The sequence below is a fragment of the Enterobacteriaceae bacterium ESL0689 genome, assembly GCA_029433525.1.
Lineage (GTDB): Bacteria > Pseudomonadota > Gammaproteobacteria > Enterobacterales > Enterobacteriaceae > JAQTIF01.
Window position 1 is genome coordinate 382,228 of the sequence record JAQTIF010000001.1, and the last position, 17,874, is coordinate 400,101.

Here is a 17,874-nt window from a genome sequence, read left to right on the forward strand (position 1 = left end):
ATTTCAGAGAGAGACTTGATATCAGGTTATTAAACACCCCGTTATTTTAACATTATTCTAACTTATTATTCAGTTCATTAAAAAAATTAAGTCATTTCACCATCATCAGGATTAATCTTAAAAATTATAATAATGGCGAGAGCTTTAAATTCGATGTTATTCTCTATATAACAACAGAATTATTTTAACTATATAAAACAATGCGGTCTACGCCTGGCTTTTGACGCTAGCATACCTTGATGCCATTAAAATGCAAGGATATTAATGTATGGTACATTATTATATTATTAGTGCAGCAATATGTGATGGCGACAGCCATAAAATGAGATAATATATATAATAATCAATAAGATACACCATTTATCATTAATGCATACAAGGCCGATGATAAAATTTTTAGTTGGTTAATCATTAAAATTAAAATTAATTATCTGGAAAAGAGATATAATACAGAGTTTATGAATACAATAGATATGTTTATCGGTGAACCTGACTGATTAAAACAATAATTACTGTATAAATATTAATCATCCATAAGCAAGTTTGTTATCTTCTCATTCATTACGACATAAAAGCCTGATGCCAGGCATCAGGCTTTTATATTGTATCAGAATGACTCAGGAAATAAGGTCATTAATACTGTTTTGCGTATTAGTGGCAGCTGTATCTATAATATCAGCCATGCCATGAACAAATTTATTAACCCGATCAACACTGCCAGTAAGGCTGCTTGAGTAATCTTTGATATGGCTACATACCATATCAAATCTATCCATGTATGCCTGGTAGCCTGGCAGGTCAGAAATAATACCAGCACCTGAGATCATTTTTACTTCGCTGTTGTGTAACTCTCTCATAATATGTTTACCCCTCACTTAATAAATATAAAAACAATGCTATTGATATCCTACTGCGGTAGTTAGCATACCGCGACAATATTAAATTGCAAGATTATTAATATCGCACTAACCATTAGCTTATCATGTTGTCATGAGGGTGACGTTGTACCGATATAAAACCCATAATAATTAATAAGATATAACATTAATTGATCGTGCAACTGGAGCACCATGAAACGATTTTTTAGTTAATCAGCCAGTTAACTTACAGATAATATTCCTGAATCCTTATATAATACAGACTTTATGTTTATAGTGTTTATTTATTTTAGTTTATTTAACTAATTAAAATTTTGAACCATATATAAAATCGTACACTAAGCAAAACGGATGGACTGTATCTGAAACAGATACGCTATCCTTCCATGTATTATTGAGATAATAAACTGAACGCTGATAATGATGGCCATAAAACAGAGGCCATATCATAGTTATTCCAGAAGAGAATAATAGTAGAGAAAGGTATAATAATAACCTGGAGCCAACCTTATCAGAACGATTGCTCCTGCCATTCTGGGGCCCAGCAGTACCTGTTAATTCTGTAAATTCAGAATTAGACTATTGCAGTTATGGCTGGCAAGAAAAATATAAGAGCCTGAGACCAGGCTCTTGTTACAACGGTGCTGTTTAACCGAGGAGCTGCAGAATATTTTTCCATGCATTGGTAAATGCGGAATCAATAATGCTTGCCACACCATGCATGATCTGATTCGCACCACTGATTGCCGGTGCCAGATCTGGATATTGTGTTGCCAGTGAATTACATCCATTATCGTATGAGTTCATTGCTGCCTGAAAATCAGGGTTATCGGTCACAATCCCGGCACCAGAGACTATTTTTATTTCGTTGTTACATAATTCTCTCATAATATATTTTCCTGTGTTATATAAAAATGATACTACTTATGTCCAACAATTCGCAGGCAGTATACCACTGCACTACTAAAATACAAGCTAATCATTAAATAGCTAATTATATTGCCGTACCAGACCTGATAAAAAGAAATTATTATATGGATAACTTTATGATAGTTAATAAAATATTCTATTATTCGTAGGTATACAAGATTATTTTGAGTGATATCTTTAAGAAACAGAAATATCTGATAGATTATTTCCTGGCACTTAGAGCCTGAGCCACCAGGCGTTATTGACGCAGCCGGTCTGGACAAGGACAGCGCGAAGAAACCGCAGCGTACACGGAGTACGTAAGGATTTCGAGCACTGACCTGGATCAAAATAGTAAGTAAAATAACCTGACAGCCCCGGTTTTTAATCTGATTAGCGATATAGCAGCAAAATAAAGTAGATGTATCGTCAGCAAGGATGGCAGAATGTTGCCTGGATAAGAAAAAAAGAACTGCCCCAGATAAACTCTTCCGCGAAGAACAAAAATATCTGTAATGAAAACGATTGATCTAAGGGCCTGATGTCAGGCCCTTATACAGATTTAATCTGTTAAATAATTACCAGTGGTAATTCTCAACAGGCGGTTTAGGTTCAGGTTGAGGTTTGTTATTGCCGCCATTACCGCAATTCCATGAGCCGCTAGCGTTCCATGAACCATTGCCGCAGCCACTCCATGAACCGCCGCCCCATGAACCACCACCCCATGAACCGCCCCAGCCACCATTTCCTGAGCAACCTGGACGACCACCACCATGACCGCCACCATGACCGCCACCAAAGCAGCCTCCGGAGACCATTTCCATTTCATTAACATTTAGTTCTTTCATAAATATATTCACCTTTTATAAATAATAAAATGTTATATATGGCTAACTAAAAGCAATCCTCTCCTGATATCATTATATTCAGCATAAGTCTTTCGGTATAAGCAACCGCCAGCTCACTGTCGAAATATTTCTGATATCAAAATTTCATAGCATTAAAGAATCAGTCATGTATTGATCATATATTACTGAGTAGTATGCTATTCGGAACAATTAGTTAGCGTACTTTAGTATGCCGGGGGATAAATAAAATGCAAGTTAATTATTTTTCATAAAAATATTAATCCCTGACAATCATTAAATGTAGAAGAAACGATATACTGAATTAATGAAATATATAAAAATCAATTATCTATAGAATTAAGTACTGAGATCCCTCAAGCTCATCTACTGATTATCAATTAGTTGATTCGTTAAAATTAGATTAATATTCTTTAATATTAATAAAATACATTTTTTATGCTGGCAATGCTGATGATTGAAAATCATAACCACACAGGCGTTGTTGTTTCTTAATACTTTCTTTATTCATATTTTTATCATTTAACATGAGATAGAGTCAGATATTTAATCTAAAAATTATCACTTTCTATTGAAATAGAAATATATTGCTATAAAAAGTTATAGATAATAAAAAATGATAAAATATTATGTCATTATTCTCCCGGCATACTGATAAACCAGTGTGTTATAAAGCCTGACCCACCAGACGCAGTCAGTCGGAATAAAGACACTGTCGCGCTGAAGTTAAACAGGACACTTTTCTCAGCCATCAGCGTTTCGCTCACGGAAAACCATCCCTTGTTTACCGCCTGATTCCTGTCCGGATTACGGTAGCGGATATCATTAGTCCTCTTCTGTTTCGTCAGCCAGAGAACAGGTAGCAACATCCGTGCTCCCACCCTGTTTGATGAACAATCTCTGACGTAACAAACAGTTACTTTTATTCACTTTATAAAATGTGATCATGCTTTGCATTATGTTAAAAAATAAAATATTTATTCACATTTTATGTTGAAAAATCAATTAAATTTCCTTATTTTTTAAATAAAATCAATGTTATATAAGAATGTTATCGTTATTCACATTTATAGTATTTATTTATTGAAGATAAAAACCATTCTTATTATCATTATCGGGTATTGGAACATAATGCAGAGAAACCTTGCCTGCCCTGAGCACGCGAAGGTTTCGAACATCCCCAGCGCTAAGAGTCTCTCCTGGCAGGCATTCCTGGCGCAGATATTTGATCATGTCAGCCCACAAAAACCATAACTGACACAGCGCCAGATCCGGTTTGCGGTCATGATCAGCAGCCAGAATGGCCCGTAGAATAACTCTTATGGGATGAGCCATGAAAACAGAAATTAAGCAGGATTTATGCAACTCACGCCTGATAGTACGTGGAAAATAACCGGATTTTCGCGCGATATAAGCCCGGCCTATCGTCAAAAACTGTTATCTCTTGGCATGTTGCCAGGATCTTTATTTCGTATCGTTCGCATAGCACCTCTGGGGGATCCGGTTCATATCGAAACCCGCCATGTTAATCTGGTATTGCGCAAAAAAGATCTTAATTTAATCGAGCTGGAAGCCGTCGTACCATCGGGGACAACTATCTGAAGTATGAAAAAATTAACCATTGGTTTAGTAGGAAACCCAAATTCCGGTAAAACCACATTATTCAATCAATTAACTGGCGCACGCCAGCGTGTCGGTAACTGGGCCGGGGTGACAGTAGAACGTAAAGAAGGCACCTTTATAACCACCGATTACCAGGTCACGCTGGTCGATCTACCCGGCACTTACTCACTGACCACTATCTCAGCGCAAACCTCGCTGGATGAACAGATCGCCTGTCACTACATCCTTAGCGGTGAGGCCGACATGTTGATTAACGTCGTCGATGCCTCCAGTCTTGAACGCAACCTGTATCTTACCCTGCAACTGCTGGAACTGGGTATTCCCTGCATCGTTGCCCTCAACATGCTGGATATTGCTGAAAAACAAAAAATCCGTATCGATGTCGATGCGCTGGCTAACCGTCTGGGCTGTCCGGTTATCCCGCTGGTTTCTACCCGTGGTCGTGGCATTCCAGCCTTAAAAATGGCTATTGACCGCCATCAGCAAAATGAACCCTGTGAGCGGGTTCACTATCCACAGCCCTTGTTGCTGGCAGCAGAAAATCTGGCACAGGCGATGGATCAGAATATACCGCAACGGCAACGCTACTGGCTGGGATTACAGATGCTGGAAGGCGATATTTACAGCCGCGCTTATGTTGGTGATGCCGGACACAAGCTGGAGGAAACACTCAGCCATCTCAGTCGTGAAATTGATGATCCCGCCCTGCATATTGCCGACGCCCGTTATCAAAGCATTGCCGCGATCTGCGATGCGGTCAGCAATACCCTGACTGCCGAACCGAGCCGGTTTACCATCGCGATGGATAAAATTATCCTTAACCGGGTGCTGGGGCTCCCTATTTTTCTGCTGGTCATGTATCTGATGTTCTTACTGGCGATCAATATTGGCGGCGCGCTACAACCGATTTTCGATGACGGTTCGGTCGCTATCTTTATCCATGGCATTCAGTGGCTGGGATATACCCTGCATCTGCCGGAGTGGCTGACCATCTTTCTGGCGAAAGGAATTGGTGGCGGCATCAATACCGTGCTGCCACTGGTGCCACAAATCGGCATGATGTATCTGTTTCTCTCTTTTCTTGAAGATTCCGGCTATATGGCGCGTGCGGCGTTTGTTATGGATCGGCTGATGCAATCGCTCGGACTACCAGGGAAATCTTTTGTACCTTTGATTGTCGGTTTTGGCTGTAATGTTCCCTCGGTTATGGGTGCCCGCACCCTGGATGCCCCGCGTGAACGTCTGATGACCATTATGATGGCTCCTTTTATGTCCTGCGGTGCCCGGCTGGCAATCTTTGCCGTCTTTGCTGCCGCCTTCTTCGGGCAGCATGGTGCGCTGATTGTCTTTTCGCTCTATATTCTCGGTATCGTAATGGCGGTTTTGACCGGTCTGATGCTGAAATACACCATCATGCGCGGTGAAGCCACCCCCTTCGTGATGGAACTCCCGGTCTATCATGTTCCAAATATCAAAAGTCTGGTGCTTCAGACCTGGCAACGCCTGAAAGGTTTTGTCGTCCGCGCCGGTAAGATTATCGTCATCGTCAGTATTTTTATCAGCGCCCTGAATAGCTTTTCTCTTAACGGCAAGCTGGTAGATAACATCAACGATTCAGCGCTGGCCTCGGTCAGCCGCGTGATTACGCCACTGTTTAAGCCGATCGGCATCCAGCAGGATAACTGGCAGGCGACCGTTGGATTATTTACCGGCGCGATGGCGAAAGAAGTGGTGGTCGGAACACTGAACACCCTCTATACCGCAGAGAATATTCAGAGTGAAGACTTTGATCCGCAAAACTTTCATCTCGGCGAAGAGCTACTGGCAGCGCTGGATGATACCCGACAGAGTCTGCAGGACACTTTTACGCTCAGCGTACTGGCGAACCCGATTGAAGCCAGTAAAGGCGATGGTGAAATGGAAACCAGCGCCATGGGCGTGATGAGCCATAAATTCGGCAGTGCTGCCGCGGCTTACAGCTATCTTATTTTCGTGTTGCTCTATATTCCGTGTATCTCAGTGATGGGGGCGATTACCCGTGAATCCAGCCGTGGCTGGATGTGGTTCTCCATTCTCTGGGGACTGGATGCTGCCTGGTCGCTCTCTGCGCTATACTATCAAACCACCAGTTTCAGTCAGCATCCACGTTATAGTCTGATCTGCATTCTGACCGTGGTACTGTTCAATATTGTGGTTATCAGCCTGTTGCGTCGTGCGCGTAGCCGACTGACCACCACGTTGCTGGCCGCGGATAAAACGCCAGCCTCCTGTTGCTCCAGTTCAGGGAAAGAGTGCCACTAAGAGATGATAATGGCGTCATTGATCGAAGTCTGTAATATGCTGGCTCTGCAGGGGCGGATGCAGTCGAAGCAACTCAGTGCCAGTCTGCATACACCGCAGCCTCTGATCGATGCGATGTTAAGCCGCCTGGAGGCCATGGGCAAAGTGGTACGTCTGACAGAAGATACTGAAGGTTGCCTGTCAGGTAGCTGTAAAAGCTGCCCGGAAGGAAAAGCCTGTTTGCGGGAGTGGTGGGCGCTACGACAATAATCCGCTGTCAGCCAGCGGATTATATCGCTAACCGGGTGCTGCTCCAGCGCCGGAATGGCGCAAAAGCGTCTCTTTTAGCGTGATCAATGTGGTGCAAAATTGCTCAGGATGTGAAATAAACGGCGCATGAACCGCTTTATCAAAGATAACAGATTGACTATGTGGCCATAATGCGTCCAGACAGGGAATGATCTTACGTGGCACCAGGCTATCAAGACGCCCATACAGACGCAGGAATGGCAGCGTTAATGTCGTCAGCGGCTGGCGTAAGTCTGTCGTTTTGAGGATCTCCAGGCCGCTATTCAATACGGTTACTGACGGCATCGGCAAGGACAGCACCGCATTCTTCAGTACGCTGGCATCGTGACGCGCCTTTTCTGTCCTTGATGTTTGCAAAGCCAGAAAACGTGCCACCGTATGCTGGAAATCCTCATATAGCTGTAACTGAAAGCTATTCAGCACGGCAGCACTTATTCCCGGCCACTCGCTATTGGCGCAGAAACAGGGGGAAGAAGCAACCGTTACCAGTCCCTGTACCTGCTCTGGAGCAGATAAGGCCACCTGACTGGCAACCAGCCCACCAAGACTCCAGCCCAGCCAAATTGCTCGCTCTGGTGCATGCCTGAGCAACAACGGCACCATCTCTGACAGTGATAAAACGTCAAAGCCATTGCTGCGACCATAGCCCGGAAGATCCACCAGATGTAAGGTAAAATGCGAACTCAATCGCGGGATCAGGCAATCCCATACTCTGGCATTCAGTCCCCATCCGTGTAACAGCACAAGATGACAATTTCCCTCACCGATTGTTTGCCACCAGACATCGTTCATCCGTTATTGTTTCCTTATCGCTCACCGAAGAGAAGAAATACGTTATGCTAACCGTGCACAGCTTATGCTGGCTATGCCAGATGCCGCTTGCTATCGCTCACTGGGGGATCTGCTCACGTTGTAGCGCCTCCCTTATCCATCCGCAACCACTCTGTCCTCAGTGTGGACTGCCTGCGACAACGTCAGCTTTTCCCTGTGGCCGATGTATACAAAAACCACCACCGTGGCAACGGCTGATCACGGTAAATGCCTATCAGCCTCCCCTGAGTCGTCTGATCCATCGGTTAAAATTCACCCGTCATCCTGAACTCGCCCCCGCACTGGCTCGGCTGCTGCTGTTACGTATTCGCCACAGTCAGGGATTAGTCCGCCCGGATCGCCTGATCAGCGTACCATTGTGGCAACGTCGTCAGTGGTGGCGTGGTTTTAACCAAAGTGATGAACTGTGTCGCCCACTGGCACACTGGCGACATTGCGCATGGCACAGTACGGCGCTACGCCGCCGCCACGCTACCTGTCCTCAGCATAAGCTTTCAGCACACCAGCGTAAACAAAATCTGAAGCATGCCTTTGAGCTGACAATATCGGTGCAGAATCAACATATTGCTGTGGTGGATGATGTCGTGACCACCGGTAGTACGGTGGCGGAAATTTGCCGCCTGCTATTACAAAACGGCGCGCTAAGCGTTCAGGTATGGTGTCTGTGCCGTACCTTGTAGCCCTCTGTTTATGGGCGTATAATAACCGATTGAAATAGTCAACTATCAGGTCAATGCTATGATCCGTATTTCCGATGCCGCACAGGCGCATTTTGCTAAACTTCTGGCTAATCAGGAAGAGGGAACGCAAATCCGGGTGTTTGTCATTAACCCCGGCACACCCAATGCGGAGTGTGGTGTCTCCTACTGCCCGCCTGATGCTGTAGAAGACAGTGATACCGCACTGAAATTTGAGCACCTGATCGCTTATGTCGATGAACTCAGTGCCCCTTACCTTGAAGACGCTGAAATTGATTTCGTGACCGATCAGCTGGGTTCTCAGCTTACCCTGAAAGCCCCCAATGCCAGAATGCGCAAAGTCGCCGATGACGCCCCACTGATGGAACGGGTGGAATATATGTTGCAGTCGCAAATTAATCCCCAACTGGCGAGTCATGGCGGTCGTGTTTCACTGATGGAGATCACCGAAGACGGACTGGCTATTCTGCAATTTGGTGGCGGATGTAATGGTTGTTCAATGGTCGATTTCACCCTGAAAGAGGGAATTGAGAAACAGCTGTTAAGCGAGTTCCCGGAGTTAAAAGGGGTACGCGACTTAACCGAACACCAGCGTGGTGAACACTCTTACTACTGATTACGCCCTCTTTGTTCATCACACCCGCTACCATCAATAGTGCGGGTGACCGGAAACCACTCGGCGCATACTGCAGATGAGGATGGCGGGCATGCGCCCGCAGCAAAAAAGCCTGTCTGATGAGGGGCCAGGCTCTCAGCGCGGCTTTTGCCGCCGTTGATTCAACTCATTAATCAGCTTATTGATTTGTTTATCAGCAAACATCTGTTCCAGCGTCATCATCAGTTTACGTCGCCAGTTGGGATACTGGTTGCTGGTTCCCGGTATATTGATCGGATCAGTCATTTGCATCCAGTCTTCCGGTTGCAGTCCCAATAATGCACTGTGACTTTCAGCAAGATAACACTGTATCGCATGGCTGAGTGTGGCCGTCATCACCATCTGCGTCGCATGCTGCCCGGCCTCTTCCGACAGGCAACCCGCTTGATGCAATGCCTCTATCAGCCCCTGTTTCTCCTGTTGCCTCTCCTGATACAACTGACGCCACATCACTTCATCCGGGTAGAGACCTAATGATTTCCCCAGCATCAGATCACGACTTTGCCAGTAACCACGCAGTGTCGGCAAATCATGTGTGGCCACTACTGCCATCGCTTGTGATAAATAGTGCTGCGGTAAATGGAAGTGGTTGTGCTTATCATGTTCGAAATACAAAACTTTGTAGGAGTAAACGCCATGCTGGCGTAATTTATCAACCACTTCTGCCGGAACCGTGCCAAGATCTTCACCGATCACCATGCAACGATGGCGCTGACTTTCCAGCGCGAGGATCGCCAGCAGATCGTCCACCGGATAGCGCACATAGGCGCCATGATCGGCAGTTTCACCACGGGGGATCCACCACAGACGCAAAACTGACATCACATGGTCGATGCGCAAGGCACCACAGTGTTGCATATTTGCACGCAACAGGCTGATAAAGGGTTGATAGTCACGGGCGACGATAACATGCGGGTCCATCGGAGGGAGCCCCCAGTTCTGCCCTGTCGGGCCGAGCCTGTCCGGTGGTGCGCCTGTCGATGCCTGCATACAGTACAGATCCCGATCACGCCAGGTTTCTGCCCCACCTTCTGCCACCCCGACAGCCAAATCACGATAAAGCCCGATCGTCATCGCCGCCTGCTGGCTGACCTGCCAGCAATCCGCAAACTGAGTATGCGCCAGCCACTGCAACCAGAGATAGAAATCGACCTCATCTGCCTGTTGATAACAGAACTCTTTCACGGCCTGGCTATGATTGTCCTGATAGGCTTGCGGCCATACTGTCCAGTCCCGGTAACATGGCTGTTGTTGCGCCAGCCAGCTATGCAGCGCGTCAAACGCCGCCTGCCAGTACAGGCTGTCACCACCCTGTGCGATAAATTGCCGGAATGCCGTCATTTCCGCATCGCGGCGAGTGGAAAATCTCTGCCACGCCATGCGCAACGCAGTGATTTTCAGCATGCTGACAGCGGTGTAATCGACGTTATCACTGTGCCGTGCCGCTTTCAGCGCCTGTTGCGTTTCTGCTGATTGCCACCAGGCCTGTGCCGCTTCACTGAGGTGAAAATCTGCCACCGCATTGACATCAATATAGATAACGTTCAGCCAGTGACGGGAAGAAGGACTGTATGGACTGACACTTTCAGGATTGGCCGGGTAGAGCGCATGGATCGGATTGAGTCCGATAAACGCACCACCACGGCGGGCAATCTCCGGCAACATCGCGCGTAAGTCGCCAAAATCGCCGATTCCCCAGTTACTTTCTGAACGCAGTGTGTAGAGCTGGACACAAGCACCCCATAATTTTTTCCCTTCCTGCAAGGCTGGCGGTTCGTAGCAGCGGCCAGGGGCGATAATGAGCTGGCAATGCCAGTATCGTTCATCCTGAGTGAGTGTCAGCAGATGATAGCCTTCCGGGAGGTTTTCCGGTAATGAGAGCGTTTCTCCGCCACTCACTTCTCCCTCATACTGCTCATCCGTTTCGCAAAAGAGTGACCACTGGTACATCCCCTCTCCGGTCACAGGCAACGCCATCATTTTACCGACCGTGAAAATCTGCACAGCTGGCAGCGGACCTGTGGCTGCTGACATCGTTACGGTATGTCGCATCGCCGCCAGCAAGCGCTGTTGGGTAGTCGCCGTAATCACCTGTGGCTGACCCTCCGCATTAATATAATCAGGAATGATCCCCGCCGCTTCTGCCGTCTGTAAAGCGCGTTTTTTCGCCATCATGATATCCTCAGCGTATGGCCTGCCAGATATGTTGTTGATATTCACGAATAGCACGATCTGCGCTGAACACTCCACAACGTGCTACATTAAGAATGGCCGCCCGGGTCCAGGCTTGCGGATCACGATATAATTTATCGACCTGGTGTTGAGTGGCAATATAATCAGCAAAGTCGGCCAGCACCAGCCAGGGATCGCCGCCCTCAAGCAGGCTGTGTAACATCGGGGCGAAAGCCTGGCGATCACCCTCACTATACTGGCCAGATTCCAGCCCACTGAGCAGTGAATCAAGCCGCTTATCCTGCTGACGCCATACGCGCGGATCGTAACCTTGCGTCTGCAAGGCTTTTACTTCCGCTACCGTATGACCAAATATAAAGATATTTTCTTCGCCGACGCGTTCGGCAATCTCTACATTCGCCCCATCGAGGGTGCCAATAGTCAGTGCGCCATTCAGCGCCAGCTTCATATTGCCAGTACCGGAAGCTTCTTTACCCGCTGTCGAAATTTGCTCTGAGAGATCTGCCGCCGGGATCAGTAGTTCCGCGACAGAAACGTTATAATCGGCGAGGAATACAATCCTGAGTTTGTCCGCAACGCGTGGATCATTATTCACCACGGCCGCCACTTTATTGATCGCCAGAATAATATTCTTCGCCAGTGCATAACCTGGCGCGGCTTTTGCGCCAAACAGCACGACACGGGGTTCCCGGTCTGCGTGTGGGTTTTCGCAAATCTCCTGGTATTGCGCCAGGATATTGAGCAGATTGAGGTGTTGACGCTTATATTCATGCAGGCGCTTAATCTGCACATCAAAAAGCGCTTGCGGGTTGATGGTCATGCCAGTACGCGCTTTGACAAATTTTGCCAGCCGTCGTTTGTTGGCCTGCTTAATATCACGCCAGGTATGCTGAAACGCGGCATCATCCGCATATTTTTCCAGCTTAATCAGTTGGTCGAGATCACTGATCCACCTTTCATCGAGCGTTTTATCCAGTAACGCCGCCAGTGCCGGATTACACTGCTTGATCCAGCGACGCGGTGTAATACCATTGGTAACGTTATGAAATTTGTGCGGCCAGAGCTGATGATATTGCGGGAACAGATCGTTGACCACCAGTTCAGAGTGCAACGCGGCAGCGCCATTAACCGCAAAACAGCTTGCCACGCACAGGTTAGCCATACGTACCTGATGGCTATCAACAATCGCCAGCTTTTGCCATAACTGCGGGTTATCAGGCCAGGTTGCCATCACCTGGCGCTGCAAGTGATCATCAATGATATTGATAATCTGCATATGCCGTGGCAGTAATGCTTTTAGCAATTTCTTATCCCAGCACTCCAGCGCTTCCGGCAGCAGTGTATGGTTGGTGTAGGCAAAGGTACGACTGACAATTGCCCACGCCGCATCCCAGCTAAGCTGATGCTCATCAAGCAGTATTCGTAATAGTTCCGGGATCGCGAGGGTCGGATGAGTATCATTCAGCTGAATCACTTCATATTCTGCCAGCGCGGATATTTTACGGCCTGCCTGGTGGTGACGCCGTAAAATATCCGCCACGGAACAGGCACAGTGAAAATATTGCTGCATTAAACGCAGTTTCTTACCTGCCGGATGATTATCGTTCGGATAGAGTACCTGGGTTAATTTTTCTGCGTTCACCCCCTGACGCTGGGCGCCGAGAAAGTTTCCGGCATTAAATTTTGTCAGATCAAACGGCTGCGTGTGGGTCGCCTGCCATAAGCTCAGTGGTTGTATCACTGTATTACCATAACCGACGATCGGTAGATCCCAGGCTTCGCCGGTAAGGATCACTGCGGGCTGCCAGTGCCCCTTTTTGTTGACACTTCCTCCCAGCCCCACCTGAACGTCTCGTTGTTGATTATGACGAAACCACGGATAATCACCCCGCCGCCAGTCATCAGCGGCTTCGATTTGCTGCCCGTCAGAGAAAGACTGACGAAACAAACCGTACTGATAATTCAGGCCATAACCGGTTGCTGGCTGGTTACTGGTCGCCATTGCATCGAGAAAACAGGCTGCCAGCCGTCCCAGGCCACCATTGCCTAATCCAGGATCGCGCTCCTCTTCCAGCAGATCACTTAAATTGATATTACAGGTTTGCAGAATATCACTGACCTCCTGATACCAGCCCAGATTCAGCAGATTATTGCCGGTGAGACGACCGGGCAAAAACTCCATCGAAATATAGTTGACATGGCGCTGTCCGCTGGCGGGTTTTACCGCAGGTTGAGCGGCTAATAACCCGGCGAGTGCGCGGCTTATCGCCTGCCACCATTGATGTCGGGTCATCTCTGAAGCGGACGATAATCCCAGATGCTGCCAGTAACGCGTCAGCGCAGCCTGAAACTGATCTCTGTCAAAAATAGCGGATGACATAAGGCATTCGGCTCCCTGATGAAAACATGAAGGGTTAGTGTACCCGAACCACCTTCTCCTTATTGCCGGGAAAAAGCGAGCAACAGTGATGCATAAAGCAGTATATCGTTAAAACTGCTGCCGCCGACGGTTTAACATAACGTCAGTTGCAGATTGTTATCCTTAATCACTTTCAGTATGCTGGCGGGCGGCGTAACATCGGTGTAGACGGCATCGACCATACTGATACTCCCCATATTAACCATGGCATTACGCCCGAACTTTGAATGATCGACAACCAGCATCACATGGCGTGAGTTATCAATAATGGCTCGTTTTGTTCGTACTTCATGGTAATCAAATTCCAGCAATGAACCATCACTATCCACACCACTGATACCCAGAATACCGAAATCGAGGCGGAACTGGGAGATAAAGTCCAGTGTCGCTTCACCGATAATGCCACCATCCCGGGTGCGCACCTCACCACCGGCGAGAATAATACGAAAATCCTCTTTTACCATCAGTGTCGTCGCCACATTGAGATTATTGGTGACAATACGTAAATTAGTGTGTGTCAGGAGGGCATGAGCGACCGCTTCTGGGGTGGTGCCGATATCAATAAACAGTGACGCACCATTGGGGATCTGGCTGGCAACTTTGCGGGCAATGCGCTCTTTTTCTGCGGTCTGGGTCGCTTTCCGGTCATGCCAGGAGGTATTGACCGAACTGGAGGAGAGTGCTGCCCCCCCATGATGGCGCAAAATCACTTTTTGTTCGGCGAGATCATTAAGGTCACGGCGAATCGTCTGGGGACTAACAGCAAATTGTTCAACCAGCTCTTCGGTACTGACATAGCCTTGCTTTTTTACCAGTTCGATAATGGCGTCATGACGTTGTACTTGTTTCATGCAATATTCCAGAGATTATAAAGTTTATGGCACAACGATATTATTAGCTGATTTATGTTGTGACGTCCTGTTGTCCGTATTGTTTGTATCTCGGTCAGCACGCTTTCGGGATGGCACGGCTGGCCATCGTAATAGCGAGAATATCAAATCTGTAACCAGAAAGTCACCGGGCCATCATTGACTAATGAAACCTGCATATTCGCGGCAAATCTGCCGGTCTGGGTATTTATCTGTTGACGACAGCGGGCAACAAAATAGTCATACAGTGTCTCGGCGATATCAGGAGCAGCACCTCGGGAAAAGCCGGGGCGCATGCCCTGCGCGGTGTCCGCCGTCAGGGTGAACTGCGAAACGACCAATACGCTACCACCTGTCTGCTGTACATTGAGATTCATTTTCCCGCTTGCGTCACTGAAAATACGATAGCCCAGTACCCGATCACACAGACGATTTGCCTTTTGCTGATCGTCATTTTTCTCGATACCTAATAACACCAGAAGCCCTGGCCCAATTTCACCGGTGATATCATTTTCCACTGTCACACGCGCCTGAGACACACGTTGAATTAATGCAATCATGATTTATTCGCTTTCTTCTGTCATTAAGAGCCTGACCCATCAGGCGTTATTGGCGCAGCCAGTCTGGATACGGACAGCGCGGAGAAACCACAGCGTACACGGAGTACGTGAGGATTTCGAGCACTGCCCAGGGCCAGAATGGCCAGTAAAATAGCCTGATGGGCCAGGCTCTAAGCTGAATACGTCATCATTGTTGATTCTGTCGTTGGTTTTTATAACTTCATGACAAACATCACTTTTAAGTCAAATTATAAATCGGTTAATATTGAATCAATCAAACCATCTAAATGACAAGGAAATGGAGATGGATCGTCAATATAATAATGAACTGACTCCGGAACTGCTGGCAACAATGGATAAATCTCCGTTTACAGCAGAACAACTGTCCGGGATGAATAATGAAACGATTGCAGGTCGCGAAGGAGAAGAGATACCGGAGGATTTCCTGCTATCTGTAGAGGTGGCGTAATGGGAAATCGATCTGACTGTTATGGAAGAGGAACAGCACTGGAGGGTGATAAAACAACTACGGGTGCTGAATGTATCGCCTCTATGTCCAATGATACTGAACATGGACGGAGGGTGGTTCGTGTTGGGGATAAAACAACCCCCTGTCCTGAATGTGGTGAGGTAGGGGTTATCGTATCCGGTGAACCCCGTGATACCAATAATGGTAAAATAGCGGCGGTGGATGGTTCAATCGTGCACTGTGGCTGTCCTTCCGGAACTAACCGAATTATCGCACCCGCAGGACAATGGGTTGGCGTGGGCCCGAATCCTTCTATTGCAGCCCTTGCAACCCTGATTGCTGAACGTAAGGCCGCAGAAGAAGAAAGAACTAAACAACGGGCTGAAGAACGTGACCGTAATCGGGTATTCGCCAAATCCTGCCTTCGTGGCGAGGGTTGTAATGACGCCGGGAAAGAGCAGGAACCCCACACTAATTTTGCATCAATGGCATTTTATCAGGCGATTCCACCTGACGATCCAGCTTCGGATAATGAAGTAGTCCAGCACGCTCAGTCTGCGAGGGAAAAAAAACCGGCAGAGGAAATTCCGGAACCCAGGAAACGAGGTGCGTTGTATAAATGGTGGTACGGTAATCATGAAGAAATCGAATACCAGCGGGCAATAGCCGCAGCGACGAGTACTGCTAATGTTCAAATGGCGCTTGAAGGTGCCTTCGCGCTTGGACTGACAGGTGGAAGTGCCATTACGTCAGGAACGTGGGCGGTAAAAGCGGGTGAGATGGCTGCAGGACTCGGAAGGATTGCTGTCAGCGGCCCCGGCGCCCCCATCGCAGCCGTTATGTTGGGGATGATGCCCGGCAGGCTCAATGACGGCGAACAGGACTTTATTGACCGGATGCGTCTGGAACAGATGCATGAAGCCCCCACACGTGTGCGTTATACATGGGAACAGGATGCTAAAGGTAACCCGGTTCCTCATGGCTGGCATACCCCACCGGGTCAGGATATGGTGCGTGTACGTAAAATGGTGTGGGACAGCAGCCGAAAGGCGTATACATTCACCACAGAGGAAGAGCCGCGTATCACCATCATCTGGACGCCAGACAGTTCAGGGGTCAATGTTCCGTTGAATACAGGCAACCAGAACCCGGTAAGGATACCCAATCCGGTGGTGGTTGATCCGCTGCCGGAAGATACCCGAATTGAGGCAACGACCACTCCGGTAGCGGAAGAGAAGCATTTTGCGGATTATATTCTTATTCTGCCATTGCCGAATATTCCGCCAGTTTATGTTTATTTAAATTCTGTACTGAAGGGAAAATATGCGGAAGAAGCAGCCAGAAAGCTTGGTTATGATCGCCGGATTTCAGCGGATAAAGTGCCATTTAATTCTCACGGACAGCCAGCATTCTTTAATGGAAAAGATTATATAACTCCTGATGTTGATGGACACAACGTATCTTATGGTTGGAAAAAAATCAGTAAAAAAGGTGTTCGTTTAGGTACATATGACAAAGATTTAAATAGAATAAAGGGATAATGATATGTTTGGTATTTTTACAGAGAGTGAAGCTATTCAATCTGCATTTAACGAAATAGTCTTGCCAGCTAAAATAGTCATTGGTGATTTTGAGGAAGGAATTCAAATACCATTAACTTATTGGAGTATAAAGCAATATCAGGAGAGTTGGCTTGAGGCTATTGAACAAGGTTTAAAGAATGGCGATCATTCTGTGCTGGCGGTATCTATGTATAATCCAGAGACAGTTAACTTTATATTTTCATGGGTTCTTTATTATAATGGTGAGCAAGTTATCATTCAAAACAAAATGATTTTTGCTGGCGAGATACAAGGCTTTTCTACTCATAAGTTAAATGACTATGCTGGGGAGTATGATGAATATTCAGATGGGGAAAAAGTTTCTGAGTGGTATACAACCGTTAATGAAGTAAAAGAATTTATTGCATATCTTAAAAGTAAAGTGTTATAAGTTTCTGATTTGTGTTAGGGCGAAATATTAAACTTTATTTATGAGGTTAAGATGGGCCTAAAATTAAGACTACAATGGTTCGATAAGCTAACAGAATTGGAAGTAGGTAAGGAATATTCTATTGATTTTGGTGATGATGCCAATGTCATGACTGATGACTTAGGTTTACCAACAAAAGACATTGTAAATAATGGTTCTTTTGAGTTAAAAAGTGATTGGGTCAAGCATTTACAACCTTATTTCACACATCATATTGATTTATTATCCTATGAGTATTTTATTTCATTTGATTATCGAGATAAATGGTCGTTATAGGAGCAGAT

General features: G+C 46.7%; 19 protein-coding genes. 9 read left to right on the forward strand and 10 right to left on the reverse strand.

Features of this window, described 5'->3' with window-relative positions:
* Positions 1–617 precede the first annotated feature (617 nt).
* The 5 genes from PT300_01860 to PT300_01880 all read right to left on the reverse strand — a co-directional run bounded on the left by PT300_01860 (position 618) and on the right by PT300_01880 (position 4,018).
* Positions 618–857, reverse strand: coding sequence for a hypothetical protein (locus PT300_01860; protein MDF7679426.1), 240 nt, complete (start codon positions 855–857; stop codon positions 618–620).
* Between the two features lie 669 nt (positions 858–1,526).
* A complete protein-coding gene (locus PT300_01865) occupies positions 1,527–1,766 on the reverse strand; it encodes a hypothetical protein (protein ID MDF7679427.1) in 240 nt (79 codons plus the stop codon).
* Between the two features lie 599 nt (positions 1,767–2,365).
* Positions 2,366–2,635: a hypothetical protein gene (locus PT300_01870; GenBank protein ID MDF7679428.1), complete on the reverse strand. Its 270-nt coding sequence runs from the start codon at positions 2,633–2,635 to the stop codon at positions 2,366–2,368.
* 653 nt (positions 2,636–3,288) lie between these two features.
* Positions 3,289–3,522, reverse strand: coding sequence for a hypothetical protein (locus PT300_01875; protein MDF7679429.1), 234 nt, complete (start codon positions 3,520–3,522; stop codon positions 3,289–3,291).
* Between the two features lie 211 nt (positions 3,523–3,733).
* The gene (locus PT300_01880; protein MDF7679430.1) at positions 3,734–4,018 is read right to left on the reverse strand and encodes a hypothetical protein; all 285 of its coding nucleotides are present in this window, start codon (positions 4,016–4,018) and stop codon (positions 3,734–3,736) included.
* Between PT300_01880 and feoA the strand changes: the two genes are divergently transcribed.
* Genes feoA through feoC form a run of 3 tightly spaced genes read left to right on the forward strand, consistent with a single transcriptional unit; the run spans position 4,013 to position 6,826 of the window.
* Positions 4,013–4,255, forward strand: coding sequence for a ferrous iron transporter A (gene feoA / locus PT300_01885; protein ID MDF7679431.1), 243 nt, complete (start codon positions 4,013–4,015; stop codon positions 4,253–4,255). The genes PT300_01880 and feoA overlap by 6 nt on opposite strands.
* A 3-nt stretch (positions 4,256–4,258) precedes the next feature.
* Positions 4,259–6,577: a Fe(2+) transporter permease subunit FeoB gene (feoB, locus tag PT300_01890; GenBank protein MDF7679432.1), complete on the forward strand. Its 2,319-nt coding sequence runs from the start codon at positions 4,259–4,261 to the stop codon at positions 6,575–6,577.
* A gap of 9 nt (positions 6,578–6,586) precedes the next feature.
* Positions 6,587–6,826 (forward strand): [Fe-S]-dependent transcriptional repressor FeoC, encoded by a 240-nt coding sequence (feoC, locus tag PT300_01895; GenBank protein ID MDF7679433.1) that lies wholly within the window; start codon positions 6,587–6,589, stop codon positions 6,824–6,826.
* Between the two features lie 27 nt (positions 6,827–6,853).
* Here the strand turns inward: feoC and bioH are convergent, their stop codons facing one another.
* On the reverse strand, positions 6,854–7,657 hold the full coding sequence (bioH, locus tag PT300_01900) for a pimeloyl-ACP methyl ester esterase BioH (protein ID MDF7679434.1): 804 nt from the start codon (positions 7,655–7,657) through the stop codon (positions 6,854–6,856).
* 44 nt (positions 7,658–7,701) lie between these two features.
* On the opposite strand from bioH, the gene gntX reads away from it, so the two are divergent.
* Together gntX and nfuA are read left to right on the forward strand one after the other, a co-directional pair.
* Positions 7,702–8,376: a DNA utilization protein GntX gene (gntX, locus tag PT300_01905; GenBank protein MDF7679435.1), complete on the forward strand. Its 675-nt coding sequence runs from the start codon at positions 7,702–7,704 to the stop codon at positions 8,374–8,376.
* A gap of 58 nt (positions 8,377–8,434) precedes the next feature.
* Positions 8,435–9,010 (forward strand): Fe-S biogenesis protein NfuA, encoded by a 576-nt coding sequence (gene nfuA, locus PT300_01910; protein MDF7679436.1) that lies wholly within the window; start codon positions 8,435–8,437, stop codon positions 9,008–9,010.
* A gap of 135 nt (positions 9,011–9,145) precedes the next feature.
* Here the strand turns inward: nfuA and malQ are convergent, their stop codons facing one another.
* The 4 genes from malQ to dtd all read right to left on the reverse strand — a co-directional run bounded on the left by malQ (position 9,146) and on the right by dtd (position 15,090).
* The gene (malQ, locus tag PT300_01915; GenBank protein ID MDF7679437.1) at positions 9,146–11,221 is read right to left on the reverse strand and encodes a 4-alpha-glucanotransferase; all 2,076 of its coding nucleotides are present in this window, start codon (positions 11,219–11,221) and stop codon (positions 9,146–9,148) included.
* Positions 11,222–11,231: 10 nt separating this feature from the next.
* Complete coding sequence (gene malP, locus PT300_01920; protein MDF7679438.1) at positions 11,232–13,622, reverse strand: maltodextrin phosphorylase; 2,391 nt, start codon at positions 13,620–13,622, stop codon at positions 11,232–11,234.
* A 131-nt stretch (positions 13,623–13,753) separates the two neighbouring features.
* Entirely contained in the window at positions 13,754–14,512 is a 759-nt protein-coding gene (locus PT300_01925; protein ID MDF7679439.1) for a DeoR/GlpR family transcriptional regulator, read from the reverse strand.
* Between the two features lie 143 nt (positions 14,513–14,655).
* Positions 14,656–15,090: a D-aminoacyl-tRNA deacylase gene (gene dtd / locus PT300_01930; protein MDF7679440.1), complete on the reverse strand. Its 435-nt coding sequence runs from the start codon at positions 15,088–15,090 to the stop codon at positions 14,656–14,658.
* Positions 15,091–15,394: 304 nt separating this feature from the next.
* Here dtd and PT300_01935 point away from each other — a divergent pair, with 304 nt between their 5' ends.
* The 4 genes from PT300_01935 to PT300_01950 are packed head-to-tail and all read left to right on the forward strand — an operon-like array spanning position 15,395 to position 17,866.
* Positions 15,395–15,559 carry a hypothetical protein gene (locus PT300_01935; protein MDF7679441.1) on the forward strand — a complete coding sequence of 55 codons (165 nt, stop codon included), beginning with the start codon at positions 15,395–15,397 and terminating at the stop codon, positions 15,557–15,559.
* Entirely contained in the window at positions 15,559–17,100 is a 1,542-nt protein-coding gene (locus PT300_01940) for an S-type pyocin domain-containing protein (GenBank protein MDF7679442.1), read from the forward strand. The genes PT300_01935 and PT300_01940 overlap by 1 nt, the downstream gene beginning before the upstream one ends.
* Positions 17,101–17,104: 4 nt before the next feature.
* A complete protein-coding gene (locus tag PT300_01945; protein MDF7679443.1) occupies positions 17,105–17,551 on the forward strand; it encodes a hypothetical protein in 447 nt (148 codons plus the stop codon).
* A gap of 51 nt (positions 17,552–17,602) precedes the next feature.
* Positions 17,603–17,866 carry a colicin E3-like toxin immunity protein gene (locus PT300_01950; protein ID MDF7679444.1) on the forward strand — a complete coding sequence of 88 codons (264 nt, stop codon included), beginning with the start codon at positions 17,603–17,605 and terminating at the stop codon, positions 17,864–17,866.
* Positions 17,867–17,874: the final 8 nt, after the last annotated feature.